Source organism: Tepidiphilus sp. J10, assembly GCF_006980785.1.
In the GTDB taxonomy this organism is placed as follows: Bacteria; Pseudomonadota; Gammaproteobacteria; order Burkholderiales; family Rhodocyclaceae; genus Tepidiphilus; species Tepidiphilus olei.
Genome location: NZ_SBHP01000001.1, coordinates 88,300 through 103,563, shown reverse-complemented (window position 1 = coordinate 103,563; position 15,264 = coordinate 88,300). Strand labels below are relative to the sequence as shown.

At 63.4% G+C, this 15,264-nt stretch carries 14 protein-coding genes and 1 tRNA gene; 12 read left to right on the top strand and 3 right to left on the bottom strand.

What is annotated here, in order from left to right; all coding sequences use genetic code 11:
• Positions 1-7: 7 nt before the first annotated feature.
• Positions 8-79: transfer RNA gene (locus EPD81_RS00500), tRNA-Arg, on the top strand.
• Between the two features lie 20 nt (positions 80-99).
• Positions 100-2,019: an ATP-binding cassette domain-containing protein gene (locus EPD81_RS00495; RefSeq protein WP_142803497.1), complete on the top strand. Its 1,920-nt coding sequence runs from the start codon at positions 100-102 to the stop codon at positions 2,017-2,019.
• Between the two features lie 4 nt (positions 2,020-2,023).
• Here the strand turns inward: EPD81_RS00495 and EPD81_RS00490 are convergent, their stop codons facing one another.
• The 3 genes from EPD81_RS00490 to EPD81_RS00480 all read right to left on the bottom strand — a co-directional run bounded on the left by EPD81_RS00490 (position 2,024) and on the right by EPD81_RS00480 (position 4,055).
• The gene (locus EPD81_RS00490; RefSeq protein ID WP_142803496.1) at positions 2,024-2,962 is read right to left on the bottom strand and encodes an HDOD domain-containing protein; all 939 of its coding nucleotides are present in this window, start codon (positions 2,960-2,962) and stop codon (positions 2,024-2,026) included.
• 78 nt (positions 2,963-3,040) lie between these two features.
• Positions 3,041-3,484, bottom strand: a complete 444-nt coding sequence (gene queD, locus EPD81_RS00485) for a 6-carboxytetrahydropterin synthase QueD (RefSeq protein ID WP_142803495.1) — start codon at positions 3,482-3,484, stop codon at positions 3,041-3,043.
• A 232-nt stretch (positions 3,485-3,716) separates the two neighbouring features.
• Entirely contained in the window at positions 3,717-4,055 is a 339-nt protein-coding gene (locus tag EPD81_RS00480) for a DNA-binding transcriptional regulator (RefSeq protein WP_142803494.1), read from the bottom strand.
• Positions 4,056-4,312: 257 nt separating this feature from the next.
• On the opposite strand from EPD81_RS00480, the gene EPD81_RS00475 reads away from it, so the two are divergent.
• From EPD81_RS00475 to bamA, 10 genes are all read left to right on the top strand, one after another.
• Entirely contained in the window at positions 4,313-5,548 is a 1,236-nt protein-coding gene (locus EPD81_RS00475; RefSeq protein WP_142803493.1) for an aspartate kinase, read from the top strand.
• 170 nt (positions 5,549-5,718) lie between these two features.
• Positions 5,719-6,501 (top strand): 30S ribosomal protein S2, encoded by a 783-nt coding sequence (gene rpsB, locus EPD81_RS00470; protein WP_142803492.1) that lies wholly within the window; start codon positions 5,719-5,721, stop codon positions 6,499-6,501.
• A 71-nt stretch (positions 6,502-6,572) separates the two neighbouring features.
• On the top strand, positions 6,573-7,463 hold the full coding sequence (tsf, locus tag EPD81_RS00465) for a translation elongation factor Ts (protein WP_142803491.1): 891 nt from the start codon (positions 6,573-6,575) through the stop codon (positions 7,461-7,463).
• Positions 7,464-7,478: 15 nt separating this feature from the next.
• Positions 7,479-8,195, top strand: coding sequence for a UMP kinase (pyrH, locus tag EPD81_RS00460; RefSeq protein WP_142803490.1), 717 nt, complete (start codon positions 7,479-7,481; stop codon positions 8,193-8,195).
• 9 nt (positions 8,196-8,204) lie between these two features.
• Positions 8,205-8,765: a ribosome recycling factor gene (frr, locus tag EPD81_RS00455; protein ID WP_142803489.1), complete on the top strand. Its 561-nt coding sequence runs from the start codon at positions 8,205-8,207 to the stop codon at positions 8,763-8,765.
• Positions 8,766-8,809: 44 nt separating this feature from the next.
• Entirely contained in the window at positions 8,810-9,568 is a 759-nt protein-coding gene (gene uppS / locus EPD81_RS00450) for a polyprenyl diphosphate synthase (protein ID WP_221929149.1), read from the top strand.
• Positions 9,565-10,398: a phosphatidate cytidylyltransferase gene (locus tag EPD81_RS00445; RefSeq protein WP_142803488.1), complete on the top strand. Its 834-nt coding sequence runs from the start codon at positions 9,565-9,567 to the stop codon at positions 10,396-10,398. The genes uppS and EPD81_RS00445 overlap by 4 nt, the downstream gene beginning before the upstream one ends.
• Complete coding sequence (ispC, locus tag EPD81_RS00440; RefSeq protein ID WP_142803487.1) at positions 10,395-11,585, top strand: 1-deoxy-D-xylulose-5-phosphate reductoisomerase; 1,191 nt, start codon at positions 10,395-10,397, stop codon at positions 11,583-11,585. Before EPD81_RS00445 ends, ispC begins: the two co-directional genes overlap by 4 nt.
• The gene (rseP, locus tag EPD81_RS00435; protein WP_142803486.1) at positions 11,582-12,946 is read left to right on the top strand and encodes an RIP metalloprotease RseP; all 1,365 of its coding nucleotides are present in this window, start codon (positions 11,582-11,584) and stop codon (positions 12,944-12,946) included. Before ispC ends, rseP begins: the two co-directional genes overlap by 4 nt.
• On the top strand, positions 12,943-15,255 hold the full coding sequence (gene bamA / locus EPD81_RS00430) for an outer membrane protein assembly factor BamA (RefSeq protein WP_142803485.1): 2,313 nt from the start codon (positions 12,943-12,945) through the stop codon (positions 15,253-15,255). The genes rseP and bamA overlap by 4 nt, the downstream gene beginning before the upstream one ends.
• Positions 15,256-15,264 lie beyond the last annotated feature (9 nt).

Below are 15,264 nucleotides of genomic sequence, written 5' to 3'. Positions count from 1 at the left end.
ATTCCGTCTCCCCGTAGTTCAATGGATAGAACGAGCGCCTCCTAAGCGCTAGATCCAGGTTCGATTCCTGGCGGGGGGACTCCTTTTCAAGGTCTTGCCATGCCCGTACTCCGTCTCGACGACGCCCACCTTGCGTTTGGTCACGTTCCTCTGCTCGACGCCGCGTCCTTTCAGCTCGACGAGGGTGAGCGGGTGGTGCTGATCGGGCGCAACGGTGCGGGCAAATCCAGCCTGCTGCGCGTGCTCGCGGGCGAGCAGCCGCTCGACGACGGGCTCGTGTGGCGCCAACCGGGCCTGCGTCTAGCCTACGTGCCGCAGGAAGCGGACTTCCTGCCGCAGGCCACGGTGGCCGAGGTGCTCACCGGGGGGCTGGGCGAGGCGGCGGGCCTCTTGCGGCGGTTTCAGGAGCTGTCGCGCCGCGTGGCGGCCGCTCCCGAGCCGGCGCTCCTTGCCGAACTCGACGCCGTCCAGCAGGCGCTGGAGCGGGAGGGCGGCTGGCAGTGGCAGCACCGCATCGACGCCGCGCTCGCGGCGCTGGGGCTGGAGGCCGAGGCGCGCATCGCGGCGCTTTCGGGCGGCGGGGTGAAACGCGTGGCGCTCGCCCGCGCCCTGGTGGCCGAGCCGGAAGTGCTGCTGCTCGACGAGCCGACCAACCACCTCGACATCGCCGCGATCGAGCGGCTGGAGCAGATGCTGCTCACCTTTCGCGGCAGTGTCGTGCTGGTGACGCACGACCGGGCTCTGGTCGATCGGGTCGCTACCCGCATCGTCGAACTCGATCGGGGGCGGCTGGCGAGCTTTCCCGGGTCGTTCGCCGAGTACGAACGACGCAAGGCCGAGCAACTCGCGGCCGAGGCCCAGGCACAGGCGCGTTTCGACAAGTTCCACGCCCAGGAAGAGGCCTGGATCCGCAAAGGGGTGGAAGCGCGGCGTACGCGCAACGAGGGTAGAGTGCGGCGGCTGGAGCGCCTGCGCGAAGAACGCGAGGTGCGCCGCGAGCGGTTGGGGCGGGTGCGTCTGCAGCTCGATGCGGGGGAGCAGAGCGGACGACTGGTGGCCGAACTCGTGGGGGTGACGAAATCCTGGGGCGAGAAGACGGTGGTGCGCGATTTTTCCACCACCATCCTGCGGGGCGATCGCATCGGCCTCATCGGTCCCAACGGCGCGGGCAAGACGACTTTGCTCAAACTCATCTTGGGCGAGATCGAACCCGACGCGGGGCTAGTGCGTCACGGCACACGCCGCAACGTCGCCTATTTCGATCAGATGCGCGCCCAGCTCGACCCCGAGGCTCGGCTGATCGACGTCGTCAGTCCCGGTTCGGATACGGTGGAGATCGCCGGCCAGCGGCGCCACGTCGTCGGTTACCTCGAAGACTTCCTCTTCTCGCCGCAGCGGGCGCGCTCGCCGGTGAAGACGCTTTCGGGCGGGGAGCGCAACCGGCTGTTACTCGCGCGCCTCTTCGCCCAGCCGGCCAACCTGCTGGTGCTCGACGAACCGACCAACGATCTTGATCTCGACACGCTGGAGCTCCTGGAGGAGCGCCTGCTCGCTTATCCGGGAACCTTGCTGCTGGTGAGCCATGATCGGCGCTTTCTCGACAACGTGGTCACACAGGTGATCGCCTCGGTCGGCGACGGGCGCTGGGAAGAGTGCGTCGGTGGCTATAGCGACTGGCTGCGGCAGCGAGGCGAAACCGCGTCGGCGCCGGCGACTACGGGTCCGACCAAGGCGCCCGTCAAAACCAAGATCGCCGCCGCGGAGGAACCCCGGTCTTCCCGGCCGCGGCGCTTGTCGTACCGCGAACGCCAGGAGCTGGAGGCGCTGCCGCAGAGGATCGAAGCCTTGGAAGCGGAGCAGGCGATGCTCGCCGAGGCGCTCGCCGATCCGAGTCTCTACAGCGAGCGGGCGCAGGAAGTGGCCGGCCTGAAGGCGCGGCTCATAGCGGTGGAAGCCGAGATCGAAGCACTGCTCGAACGCTGGTCGGAACTGGAGACCCTCGCCGCGGGCGAGGGGTGAGCGTTCATTCGCCGTGTGGCGGGTCGCGGGTGACGTTTGACGGCTCGCCGCCATCGGTACGGGTGGGCGGCGTTTCGGCGTTGGTAGGGCCGAGTAGGCGCGCCATCACCTCTTCCGGCGCGCCGAGCTGTTTGAGCAGGATCTCGCGGCTGACGTGCACCAGCTCCTGAATGGCGTCGAGATCGGCCGGGATGCGTGGATCGTCCCAGCCGTGCGCGAGATGGCGCGCGAGCCGCGTGGCGAGCCAGACGGTGCGCGTGCGGGGATTCTCCAGATGGTGGTCGTCGAGCAGCTTTTTCAGGATCTCGGGCAGTTCCAGCGTATCGATGAGGCCATTGCGGATCTCGACTTCGGTGGCGTTGAACACCTTGCGCTGCAACTGCTCGAGCGGGATGGCGGGGTAGGTGCGGCGCAAGCGGATGAGCAGCGACATGAGCCGGGGCGCATAGAGCCACATCAGGACTTCGGTGATGTCGTGCAACAGCGCCGCGACCACCACTTCCGAGACTTCGATGTCGCGGCGCAGGAGCGCCCATTCGCGGGCGAAACGCGCCGCCCGCCGTAGCCGCGCGATGAGCCGAAGCAGCATCGCCAGCTCGCGCGGCTGATCGGCGAGCTCCTCTTCCACCAGCGTCATGCGGTCGCATTCGGCATAGAAGGCGCGGATGCCCAGCATGAGGAGGATGCGGTCGATGGTGGTGAGCTCGCGCGTGCGCAGGTCTGGTGGGCGGCGTTTCTGCAGGGTCACCATCAGGCGCAGCGTGAGCAGCGGATCTTGCAGCACCACCTGTGAGAGGACGTGGGCATTGAGCGTTTCCGCGATCGGGCGAAGTTCTTCGAGGTGACGCTTGGTGTGTCTGAGAATAGGAACTTTGTCGGCGCGCTCGGCGAAGAACCGGATCCAGGCAGCCGCATCCGGCAGCGGGTGCTCGAGTCGTTCCATCGCCGTCTCCGATCGCGTGCGTGTGTTTTATAGCGTGATTATCGCGAGCGCCAGGGTTTTTGCCAAGAGCAGGGGGATTCAGCCGGCGGGATAATCCGCCCAGCAATTGGGGGTTTCGTAGAGGCGCACCCGTGCCAGACAGAGCCGTTCACCGTAGAGAGCGGCGAAGCGCGGCTCCAGTGTTTCGTATGCGATGCGCGCAAGATTCTCGGCGGTGGGGACGGCGTCGAGCAGGACGGTCTTGTGATCGGGAATGCGTTCGAGCGCATCCAGCAGCAACTGGTCGCCGCGATAGGCGAGAAAAGCGTGATCCCATTGCTCGATCAGAGCGCGCTGAACGAGGGTCTTCACGGCGGAGAAGTCGAGCACCATCCCTTCGTCACTGCGGCCCGCTTGCGTGACCGGTTCGCCCCGTAGCGTGACTTCGAGCACGTAGCGGTGGCCATGCAGGTGGCGGCAATGGCTTTCATGATTGGGGATGCGGTGCCCGGCGTCGAATTCGAATCGTCGGGTGATCAGCATGGTGAGAGGATTCTAACGGAAAAAGCCGCCGCGGCTTGCGTGATGCAAAGTCGCGGCGGTCGGTATGGCGTGATGTGGGGCGTGGGCGGTACCTGGATGCCGGCGAGCGGATTTGCCGTGCGCTCCGGTCGTGTCGTGCTCCAGCGCGCTCGTCTCGCCCCTCTTCGTGAGAGGTCTCGTCGCGGCAGGGACCCCCCAGCGGCCCGGTTCGCGACGTGTGCTGCAGGGTCGTTCAGTCTTCGGCGGATTCGGCCTCGTCTGCCGCCGTACTCGACTTCCCCTGGGTTTTCACCCAGGCGCGGGCTTCTTTTTTCAGTTCCTTGAATTTCTCTGGATCGGTCGCTTTGAGATACTGGGCGACTTCCCAGTCTTCCCGCTTGATTTTGTTGACGTCGATCTGTTCGACATGAACGAGCCGAAGCAGCGCCTGCACAGGCCGGGGGATGTTACGCCCACTTTCGTAGCGCGAGCCCCCGCTCTGGGTGACGCCGAGTTTGGACCAGAACTGGGACTGGTTGAGTCCCAGTTTCTTGCGCAGTTCGCGGATGTCGCTGCCGGTAAAGTTTTTCATCGAAATTCGCTCCAGTACTCGTGGATAGGAGAAAAGTGCCTCGCTCATGTCGTGCTCGAGCGAGCCATGATCTTATAACTTCTGATGTTGTAAGACAACTACTTTTTGATAGTTGATTCGTATTTTTTTGTGTCGCCGATTTTATCACTACGTCGTGAGGTGGGTGAAAAACGGTGGCAGATTTCACTGAGGGTCGATGCTGGGCTTTTGGGCCATCGTGTTTATAATCGTGGGTTTCAGTTTGGCATGAGGGAAAGATGGCGCTCATCGTGCAGAAGTACGGCGGCACTTCCGTGGGTTCGCCGGAGCGGATCCAGAACGTCGCTCGCCGGGTCGCGAAATATCACCAGCAGGGGCATCGGGTGGTCGTGGTGGTCTCGGCCATGAGCGGCGAGACCAACCGGCTCGTGGCACTCACCCAGGCGCTGTCCGAATCGCCCGATCCACGCGAGACGGACGTGGTGCTGGCCACCGGCGAGCAAGTGACGATCGGCTTGTTGTCCATCGCTTTGCAGGAGCTCGGAGTGCCGGCCAGGAGCTACACCGGCTGGCAGGTTCCTATTCGTACCGATAGTGCCTTCACCAAGGCGCGTATCCTGAGCATCGAACCCGAACGGATGCTCGCCGATCTGGCCGAAGGCAAGGTCGTGGTCGTGGCCGGTTTCCAGGGGGTGGACCCCGCGGGGAACATCACCACGCTCGGGCGCGGCGGCTCCGATACCACCGCCGTGGCGCTCGCGGCGGCGCTGCAGGCCGACGAATGCCAGATCTACACCGACGTCGACGGCGTCTATACCACCGACCCGCGCATCGTGCCCGAGGCGCGGCGGCTGGAGCGCATCACGTTCGAGGAAATGCTCGAAATGGCCAGCCTCGGTTCCAAGGTGCTGCAGATTCGTTCGGTGGAATTCGCGGGGAAGTACAAAGTCCGCTTGCGGGTGCTTTCGAGTTTCGAAGAAGAAGGGGAAGGAACCTTGATCACGGTCGAAGAAGAGAAGAACATGGAACAGCCCATCATTTCGGGTATTGCCTTTCATCGCGACGAGGCCAAGGTAACGCTGCTCGGCGTACCCGACAAGCCCGGCGTCGCCTATCAGATCCTGGGGCCGGTGGCCGATGCGAACATCGACGTCGACATGATCGTGCAAAACGTCGGTCACGACGGGGCCACCGACTTCAGTTTCACCGTGGCAAAAAACGATCTGAAGCGGGTGCTCGAGATTCTCGAACGGGTGAAGAACGACCTGGGGGCGCGTCAGGTGATCGGTGACAAATCGGTGTGCAAAGTCTCGCTGGTGGGCGTCGGTATGCGCTCCCACCCGGGCGTGGCCGCCAAGATGTTCCGTACGCTCGCCGAAGAAGGGATCAACATCCAGATGATTTCCACCTCGGAGATCAAGATCTCGGTGGTGATCGACGAGAAGTATCTCGAACTTGCCGTGCGTGCCCTGCACAAGGCGTTTGGGCTCGACCGGCCCGAAGCGGACGTCTGAGACGGGGCGTGCCATTTTTCTTTTTTGACGGAAGGTCTTGCCGTCCGTTATAATGCCGGGCCTGCCACCTACGCGGCAGGCCCATTCCACACGCCCGCAAGCGACGAGGGTCCGTGTTCGTGCACGGTGGGTCGCGGGCGGAGGTTCAACCCTTATCCATTGGAGTTTTCATGAACGTCACGATGCGTCAAATGCTCGAGGCCGGTGTGCACTTCGGGCACCAGACCCGTTTCTGGCATCCCAAAATGGCCCCCTACATTTACGGGGAGCGCAACAAGATCCACATCATCAACCTCGAGAAGACGTTGGCGAAGCTGCGCGAATCGGTCGAGTTCGTGCGCCGGCTCTCGGCCAAGGGCGGTACGGTCCTCTTCGTCGCCACTAAGCGCCAGGCGCGTGACATCATCGCCGAGGAGGCCCAGCGTTGCGGCATGCCTTTCGTCAATGAGCGTTGGCTCGGCGGCATGCTCACCAATTTCAAGACGGTGCGCCAGTCCATCGCCCGGCTCAAGGAGCTGGAAGCCGCCTTCGCCGACGGCTCGGTGCAACAGCTGCCCAAACGCGAAGCGCTGGGTCTGCAGCGCGAGCTCGACAAGCTCGAGCGTAGCCTGGGCGGTATCAAGGAGATGGAGCGCCTGCCCGATGCGCTTTTCGTCATCGATGTCGGGCATCACAAGATCGCCGTGGCCGAGGCCAACAAGCTGGGTATTCCGGTGGTGGCGGTGGTCGACACCAACCATAGCCCCGAGGGAATCGACTACGTGATCCCGGGCAACGACGATTCGGCCCGAGCCGTGCGCCTGTACGCGCGGGCGATCGCCGACGCCGTGCTCGAAGGAAAGGCCATGGCGCTGCAGGAAGTGGTCGCAGCGGCTTCCGACGAGTTCGTGGAAGTCGAAGGCGCCGAAGGTGAGACGGCCTCCGAGGAAGGCGAAGCGCCGGCGGCCGAGTAAGGCAGAGGCAGTGTGCATGGGGTGGGCGCACGTGCGTGTACCTACCCGACAATCTTTCGTGAGGACGGATGATGGCTGAAATTACCGCAAGCATGGTCAAGGAGCTGCGCGAGCGCACCGATGCGCCGATGATGGAGTGCAAGAAGGCTCTGGCTGAGGCCGGTGGCGACATGGCGCGCGCCGAGGAGATCCTTCGCGTCAAACTCGGCAACAAGGCGAGCAAGGCCGCTGGTCGTGTGGCCGCCGAAGGCATCGTCGCGACCTGGATTTCGCCCGATGCCAAGCTCGCGGCCATGGTCGAGGTCAATTGCGAGACCGACTTCGTGGCGAAGAACGACGAATTCATCGCCTTTGCCAACCGCTTGGCGCAACTGGTGGCCGAGCGCAACCCGGGCGACGTAGCAGCGCTCTCCCAGCTCGAACTCGACGGCAAGCCGGTCGAGCAGGTGCGCACCGAACTCGTGGGCAAGATCGGCGAGAACATCACCATCCGCCGTTTCGCCCGCATCGAGGCGCAGGGCAAGGTGTACTCCTACGTGCATGGCGGCGCCAAGATCGGCGTGCTCGTCGATCTCGTAGGGGGCGACGAGGCGCTGGGCAAGGACCTGGCCATGCACATCGCCGCCTGCAAGCCGAAGGCCCTTTCGGCCGATCAGGTGCCGGCCGAGCTCATCGAGACCGAGCGGCGCATCGCGCGGCAGAAAGCAGTCGAATCGGGCAAGCCCGAGGCGATTCTCGACAAGATCGCTGAAGGGGCGGTGCAGAAGTACCTCAAGGAAGTCACCTTGCTCGGCCAAGGCTTCGTCAAGGATGACAAAGTCAGCGTCGAGGCGCTCCTGAAGCAGCGCAACGCCAAGGTCGCTTCCTTCGCGCTCTTCGTCGTCGGCGAAGGCATCGAGAAAAAGCAGACCGACTTCGCCGCGGAAGTGGCGGCGCAGGCGGCGGCCGCGGCCAAGTCCTGAAGACGAGGTCATCTCATGTCTACCCCCGCCTATCGCCGCATCCTGCTCAAGCTCTCGGGCGAAGCTCTGATGGGCGACGACCCTTACGGCATCAATGAGAAAGTGGTCGAGCGCATCGTGGGCGAGATCGTCGAAGTCGGCTCGTTGGGCGTACAGATCGGGATCGTGATCGGCGGGGGAAACATCTTCCGTGGCATCCAGGGAGCGGCGAGTGGCATGGACCGGGCGACCGCCGACTACATCGGCATGCTCGCCACGGTGATGAATGCGATGGCCCTGTCGGACGCCTTCCGCCGGCACGAAGTGGAATCGCGCGTACTCTCGGCGCTGCGCATCGAGCAGGTGGTCGAGCCCTATATTCGCGCTCGGGCCATTCGCCATCTGGAAGAGGGTCGTATCGTCATTTTCGCTGCCGGCACCGGCAATCCCTTCTTCACCACCGACACGGCGGCGGCGCTGCGCGGCGCCGAGATCGGGGCGCAGATCGTACTGAAGGCGACCAAGGTCGATGGCGTCTATAGCGCCGATCCGCGAAAAGACCCGAGCGCCAAGCGCTATCACCGCATCAGCTTCGACGAGGCGATCGGACGCAATCTCGCGGTGATGGATGCCACCGCTTTTGCTTTGTGTCGCGACATCAAGCTGCCGATCAACGTGTTTTCGATCTTCAAGCCAGGGGCTTTGCGCCGTGTCATCATGGGCGAGGACGAAGGCACGCTGGTCCACTCGTAAGGAGAGGAGATGAACGTCGCTGAACTCAAGAAAGACGCCGAGCAGCGCATGGCCAAGGCGATCGAGGTGCTCAAAGTCGATCTCGCCAAGATTCGCACTGGCCGTGCCCACACGGGCCTGCTCGACCATGTGATGGTCGAATACTACGGTTCGATGGTGCCGGTGCCGCAGGTGGCCAACGTTACCCTGATCGATGCCCGTACCATCGGGGTGCAACCTTGGGAGAAGAACATGCTCTCCAAGATCGAGAAGGCGATCCGCGAGAGCGACCTGGGGCTCAATCCCTCGAACATGGGTGAGATCCTACGCGTTCCCATGCCGCCTCTCACCGAAGAGCGCCGTCGAGAACTGGGTAAGGTCGTGCGTCATGAAGGGGAACAGGCGCGCGTGGCGGTGCGCAACGTGCGCCGTGACGTCAATCAAGCGATCAAAGACGCCTTGAAGAAGAAGGCGGTCAGCGAGGACGAGGCGCGGCGCGCCGAGGATGATATCCAGAAGATCACCGACCGCTACATCGGTGAGATCGACAAGCTCGTCGAGAAGAAAGAGCAGGAACTGCTGCAGATCTGAACCGATCCCCCGTCGCAGCGTCCGGCGGGGCAGTGCGAGGTACCGTGGCCGAACTTCCCCTGACATCGACGACGGGCATCCCCGAGGTGCGCCCGATCCCGCGGCACATCGCCATCATCATGGATGGCAATGGTCGCTGGGCCAAGCTGCGCGGCCTGCCACGCGCGGAAGGGCACCGTCAAGGCGTAGAGGCGGTGCGCCGTGTGGTGCGCCATTGCGCCGAACTGGGCGTGGAACACCTCACCCTCTTCGCTTTTAGCTCGGAGAACTGGCGCCGCCCGCCGGAAGAGGTGGGGTTTCTCATGGGGCTCTTTCGCATGATGCTGCAGCGCGAAGTGACGCGCATGCATCGCAACGGTGTACGGCTCACCGTCATCGGCGATCGCGGCCGATTCGACGCCGAATTGCAGTCGCTCATCGCCAAGGCCGAGGCACGTACGGCCGGCAACACTAAGATCTGCCTCAACATCGCCGCCAATTACGGCGGGCGCTGGGACATCGTGCAGGCGATGAACCGGCTCACGCGCGCACATCCCGAGCGCGCCGGCTGCTACACCGAGCTCGAGCTACAGGCCGAGCTCGCCTTGGGCTGGGCGCCGGAGCCCGATCTCTTCATTCGCACGGGAGGTGAGCAGCGATTGAGCAATTTTTTGCTGTGGCAGCTCGCTTACACCGAACTCTATTTCACCGATACGCTCTGGCCGGATTTCCGCGAGGAAGCACTCGACGAAGCAGTGCGCTCCTACCAATGCCGTGAGCGGCGCTTTGGCCGTACGAGCGAGCAGCTCGCTGTATCTTCATGATCGCCACCCTTGGGAATGCCTCGCGTCGGCTCCTCACCGCGATGGTCTTGATCGCCGGCTTGCTCGTTCTGCTTTTTTGGGCACCGGCACCCTTGTGGGCGGCGTCCGTTGCCGTCGTCGTCTTTCTTGCGGGCAGGGAATGGGTGCGGCTGGGCGGCTGGGGCGAAGTGGCAGCCTGGGGTTGGGCGTTGGGCTATACGGCGGGATATGTCCTCTTGTGGCGATTGAGCGGGGTGAGCCTGGGCGCGCCTCTTCATTCCGTGATCGGTGCGGTGATGATCGCCGGGGCTGCCTTCTGGCTGAGCTTCGTCCCTTGGACTTTGTTCGCAGGTTGGCGCTGGCGCAGCCGTTGTTCGTGGGTTGCCACGGGCGCCTTGGTACTGTGGCCGACGGCGCTGGCGGTCGTTCTCCTGCGTGAATCGTCGGCGCTGCATCTACTGGCGATGATGGCGCTCGTCTGGGTGGCCGATGCCGCCGCCTATTACGTTGGCCGTCGTTGGGGGCAGCGAAAACTCGCGCCAGCGATCAGTCCTGGCAAGACGGTGGAAGGGGCCATTGGGGCTTTTGCCGGCGTGTCGCTCTATGCGGTGATTCTATACGCCATGGGCCTCGTACCGGAGGGTACGAGCTTTGGAACGTTCCTCGTCATCTTGCTCGCTTTGACAGTGCTGGCAATCGAGGGGGATCTGTTCGAATCGTGGGCGAAACGGATTGCCGGAGTGAAAGATTCCGGCGAGCTGTTGCCGGGGCACGGGGGCGTGCTCGACCGCATCGACAGCCTGACGGCGACGCTGCCTTTCCTTGCCCTGTGGTGGCTGGAGCGGCAATGAAACGCGAGCGGTTGGCGATCCTCGGGGCGAGCGGCTCGATCGGTGCGAGCACCTTGGACGTGGTCTCACGTCACCCGGAACGGTTCGAGGTCGTGGCGCTCGCGGCGCAGCGTCGCTGGAACGTGTTGCTCGAGGCGTGTCGGAAGTTTCGCCCCCGATGGGCGGTGCTGGGTGAAGCGAGCGCTGCGGCCGCTTTGCGTGAGGCGCTACGCCGAGAGGGGATCGCGACGGAAGTGGAGGAGGGGGAAGCGGCGCTCGCCGAAATCGCCCGCCATCCCGAAGTGGACACGGTGGTCGCTGCCATCGTCGGCGCGGCGGGGTTGCCTCCCACGTGGGCGGCCGTGTGCGCGGGCAAGAAGATCCTTCTCGCCAACAAGGAAGCCCTGGTGCTCGCCGGCGGGCTCTTCATGGAGGCCGTGGATCGTCATGGGGTGCGGTTGCTGCCGCTCGATTCCGAGCACAACGCCATTTTTCAGGCACTGCCGACGGACTACGATCGCAATCGACCGGACGATTTCGGCGTGCGACGGATCATTCTCACTGCATCGGGCGGCCCGTTCCGCGAGCGTTCGTTGGAAACCTTTGCCGCGATCACGCCGCAAGAGGCGTGCGCCCATCCCAATTGGTCGATGGGGCGCAAGATCTCGGTCGATTCGGCCACGATGATGAACAAGGGGCTGGAGGTTATCGAGGCCCATTGGCTCTTCGGCTTGCCGCCCGAGCGTATCGAGGTGGTGATCCACCCGCAGAGCGTGGTGCATTCCTTGGTGGAATATCGCGACGGCTCGCTGCTCGCGCAGCTGGGCACGCCCGACATGCGTACGCCGATTGCGCACGCGCTGGGATTCCCCCAGCGGCTCGAGGCGGGGGTGAGGCCGCTCGATCTGGTGCGCGTGGGGCGGCTCGACTTCGCAGCGCCCGATCTGCGCCGTTTTCCCTGCCTGCGTCTGGCTTACGATGCGCTGGAAGCCGGCGGGTCGGTTCCGGCGGTACTCAACGCGGCCAACGAGGTGGCGGTGGCCGCCTTCCTTCAGGGTCGGCTGGGTTTCGATCGCATCCCGGCCGTGATCGAGGCCACGCTCGAGCGCTTACCCCGACAAGAACCCGATTCGCTCGAGGACGTGCTCGCCTATGATCGTCTGGCGAGAGAGCGGGCGCAGGACGTGCTCGCGCAGGAGGTGGCATGACCGTTTTGTCCTATCTCGTGCCTTTCGTGATCGCCTTGGGTGGGCTCATCTTCTTTCATGAGCTGGGGCATTACCTCGTCGCCCGGGCCTGTGGGGTGAAAGTGCTGCGTTTTTCCATCGGATTCGGGCCCACGTTGTGGTCACGCCGCTTCGGGCGCGATGGCACGGAATGGGTGCTCGCCGCCGTGCCTCTGGGCGGCTACGTGAAGATGCTCGATGAACGAGAAGGCGCGGTGGCACCCGAAGACCTTCCACGTGCTTTCAACCGTCAGCCGGTGGGCAAGCGCATGTCGATCGTGGCGGCAGGCCCTGCGGCCAATCTGTTGTTGGCGATCGCCCTCTACGTCGTCCTCTACACGGTTGGCGTGCGCGAACCGGTGGCGCGCATCGACCCGCCCGCCGAAAGCCTCGCGGCCCAAGTGGGGCTGCGGCCGGGAGATCGGGTGGTGGCCGTGGATGGGCGCGCCGTGGCGAGTCTGCCGCAATTGCGCTGGGAAGTGCTCGCCGCGGCCATGCGTCGCAACGAAGTGGCTCTGGAGGTGGAGCGCGCCGGGGAGCGCCTCGTCTTCTCTTTGCCGCTTACCGGCGTCGTCGTCGATCACGGCAACGATGACGTCATGGTGCAACTCGGGCTCGTGCCCTGGCGTCCCCCGCTGGAGCCGGTGGTGGGTAGCGTCGCCCCGGGCAGCCCGGCCGAACGTGCCGGTATCGTGCCCGGAATGCGGGTGCGTGCCATCGAAGGCAAGGAGATCGCCGATTGGCGCGAGCTCGTCGAGATCGTGCGGGCACATCCCGGCGAGACTTTGCGCTTTACGCTGGAGTACGATGGAGTCGTTGCGGAGCGCGAGGTATTCGCCGAGCCGACCGAGGACGGGCAGGGGGGCACGATCGGTCGCATCGGCGTGGCGGTGCGGCCGCCGTCCGATGAAACCTTCCTCGTGTCCGTTCGCTACCCTCCGATTCAAGCGGCAGGCATGGCGTTGCGGCAAACTTGGGAGGTGAGTACGATGACCCTGAGGCTCTTCGGGCGCATGCTCCTTGGCGAGGCATCGCTCAAGAATCTCTCCGGGCCGCTCACCATCGCCGACTACGCCGGCCAGACGGCGAGAATGGGTCTGGAGCATTACCTACGATTCGTCGCCCTCGTGAGCATCAGTCTCGGGGTGTTGAACCTGCTGCCGGTGCCGATTCTGGATGGAGGGCATTTGCTGTATTATTCGCTCGAAGCCGTACGCGGACGGCCCTTGTCCGAACGTGCGATGGAGATCGGGCAACAGATCGGCCTGGCGTTGTTGCTGACGTTGATGGCGATCGCGCTGTTCAACGATGTGTCCCGGATTTGGTCGAGTGTGAGCGGATGAAGAAAAAATTGGCGGCGGTGGTGGCTCTGATCGGAGCACTACTCGCGGGGGCGGTGCATGCGTTCGAGCCGTTCGTGGTCGAGGACATTCGCGTCGAGGGGATCCAGCGCGTCGAGGCCGGGACCATCTTCAGCTATCTGCCGGTGAAGGTGGGTGAGCGCATCACCCAGGAGCAGGCCGACGAGGCGGTGCGCAAGCTCTTCGAGACGGGGTTTTTCAGCGACGTGCGCATCGAGGCCGACGGCAACGTGCTGGTGGTCCTCGTCGACGAGCGGCCCGCCATCGGCGAGCTGCAGTTCGTCGGCATGAAGGAATTCGAGGTCGACGCCATCAAACTGGCGTTGCGTGGGGTCGGCCTGGCCGAATCGCGCATCTTCGACCGTGCCCTGCTGCGCCAGGCGGAGCAGGAACTCAAGCGCCAATACCTCTCTCGCGGCTACTATGCGGTAGATATCCAAACGACCATCACGCCTTTGCCGCGCAACCGGGTGGCCATCCGTTTCGACATCACCGAAGGCCAGCCGGCCAAGATCGCGGAGATCAAGATCGTCGGCAACAAAGCCTTTTCCGAAAAGGAACTCCTCAGGAGGTTCCAATTGACCACTCCGGGGTGGCTGACCTGGTACACCAAGTCCGATCGCTATTCGCGTGAGAAGCTGCAGCAGGATTTGGAGGCGCTGCGCTCCTTCTACATGAACCAGGGATACCTGGACTTCGAGATCGAGTCGGTGTCGGTTTCGATCGGCCCGGACAAGCAGAACATCTACATCTCGGTCTCGATCAGGGAAGGGGAACGGTATACCGTGTCGGCGGTGCGCTTCGCCGGCAATCTCATCTTGCCCGAAGAGGAATATCACAAGCTCGCGCAACTCAGGCCCGGCGACGTCTTTTCGCGCGAGAAGCTCAATGCGACCGTGAAAGCGGTCGTCGACCGGCTCGGCAGTGAAGGGTACGCCTTTGCCAACGTCAATGCCGCGCCCGAGATCGATCGCGAGAATCGTCAGGTGGCTTTCACCATCTTCGTCGATCCGGGGCGACGCACTTACGTCAATCGCATCAACATCGGCGGCAACGTACGCACCCGAGACGAAGTAATCCGGCGAGAAATGCGTCAGATGGAAGGCGAGTGGTACGACGCCGATAAAATCAACAAATCCCGCCAGCGCGTCGATCGGCTGGGGTATTTCGACGAGGTGCAGGTGGAGACCCAGCCGGTGCCCGGCACCACCGACCAGGTCGATGTCAATTTTACCGTGAAGGAGAGGCCCACCGGCAACCTGATGCTCGGAGCGGGTTTTTCGAGCTCGGACAGCGTCGTGCTCTCGGGCGCGGTCTCACAGGACAACATCTTCGGTAGCGGCAAGTCGCTGGGCATTCAGCTCGATACGAGCCGCTCGAAGCGAACCGCCTCGCTCTCCTTCACCGATCCGTACTATACGATCGACGGCGTCTCGCTCGGGTACGATCTCTATTACCGTACCTTCGATCCCTCGGAGAGCTACAACATTTCGCGCTACAAAACCCGTTCCATCGGTGCGGGGTTGCGTATGGGTTGGCCCATTGGCGAGGATGACCAGATCCAGTTCGGTTTGGCCTATGATTTGACCAAGATCGACACCTATTGGGATAGTCCTTTGCGTTACATCGAATTCTGTGAATCCGGAGGTGATTACGACTGCGATGGCGTCTCTTCGCTGGCACTGACGGCGGGGTGGTCCCGTGATACCCGTGACTCGCGTATCTATCCGATGAAAGGTCGCTATCAGCGCGCCTTGGCCGAGGTGGACGTTCCGCCGGGAGACATCGAGCTCGTCAAACTTTCCTACCAGCACCAGTGGTGGATCCCGGTCACCGAGCGTCAGGCGCTCATGTTGAACGGCGAAATCGGCTGGATCGAATCCTTGGGCGGAAAGGATGTCCCCTTCTTCCGCAATTACTATGTTGGTGGAATCGGTTCGGTCCGAGGCTTCGACGCCGGCAGCCTCGGGCGCAAGGACGATTACGGTGATGCCTATGGTGGGACGCGCAAGCTCGTGCTCAACGCGGAATATTATTTCCCCTTGCCGGGTCTGGGAATGGACAAGACCTTCCGGATGTCGGTCTTCGTCGATTCGGGTTATGTCTGGGATCAGGACGATTCGGTCAAGTTCAACGACATGCGCGTGAGTACGGGTATAGGTTTCTCCTGGTCTTCGCCGCTGGGGCCGTTGAAGTTCAGTTTTGCGGTGCCGGTGCGTAAAGACGTCGGTGGTTCCAATTACAAGGACAAAACGCAGAACTTCCAATTCCAGTTCGGAACCATGTTCTAAACCCGATAT

Excerpts from the sequence above, each read along its gene's own strand:
- EPD81_RS00475 (WP_142803493.1), top strand. The coding sequence starts at position 4,313 with ATGGCGCTCATCGTGCAGAAGTACGGCGGCACTTCCGTGGGTTCGCCG.
- ispC (WP_142803487.1), top strand. The coding sequence starts at position 10,395 with ATGAAACGCGAGCGGTTGGCGATCCTCGGGGCGAGCGGCTCGATCGGT.
- bamA (WP_142803485.1), top strand. The coding sequence starts at position 12,943 with ATGAAGAAAAAATTGGCGGCGGTGGTGGCTCTGATCGGAGCACTACTC.
- rpsB (WP_142803492.1), top strand. The coding sequence starts at position 5,719 with ATGAACGTCACGATGCGTCAAATGCTCGAGGCCGGTGTGCACTTCGGG.
- EPD81_RS00445 (WP_142803488.1), top strand. The coding sequence starts at position 9,565 with ATGATCGCCACCCTTGGGAATGCCTCGCGTCGGCTCCTCACCGCGATG.
- EPD81_RS00480 (WP_142803494.1), bottom strand. The coding sequence starts at position 4,055 with ATGAAAAACTTTACCGGCAGCGACATCCGCGAACTGCGCAAGAAACTG.
- EPD81_RS00490 (WP_142803496.1), bottom strand. The coding sequence starts at position 2,962 with ATGGAACGACTCGAGCACCCGCTGCCGGATGCGGCTGCCTGGATCCGG.
- rseP (WP_142803486.1), top strand. The coding sequence starts at position 11,582 with ATGACCGTTTTGTCCTATCTCGTGCCTTTCGTGATCGCCTTGGGTGGG.
- frr (WP_142803489.1), top strand. The coding sequence starts at position 8,205 with ATGAACGTCGCTGAACTCAAGAAAGACGCCGAGCAGCGCATGGCCAAG.
- queD (WP_142803495.1), bottom strand. The coding sequence starts at position 3,484 with ATGCTGATCACCCGACGATTCGAATTCGACGCCGGGCACCGCATCCCC.
- EPD81_RS00495 (WP_142803497.1), top strand. The coding sequence starts at position 100 with ATGCCCGTACTCCGTCTCGACGACGCCCACCTTGCGTTTGGTCACGTT.
- pyrH (WP_142803490.1), top strand. The coding sequence starts at position 7,479 with ATGTCTACCCCCGCCTATCGCCGCATCCTGCTCAAGCTCTCGGGCGAA.
- tsf (WP_142803491.1), top strand. The coding sequence starts at position 6,573 with ATGGCTGAAATTACCGCAAGCATGGTCAAGGAGCTGCGCGAGCGCACC.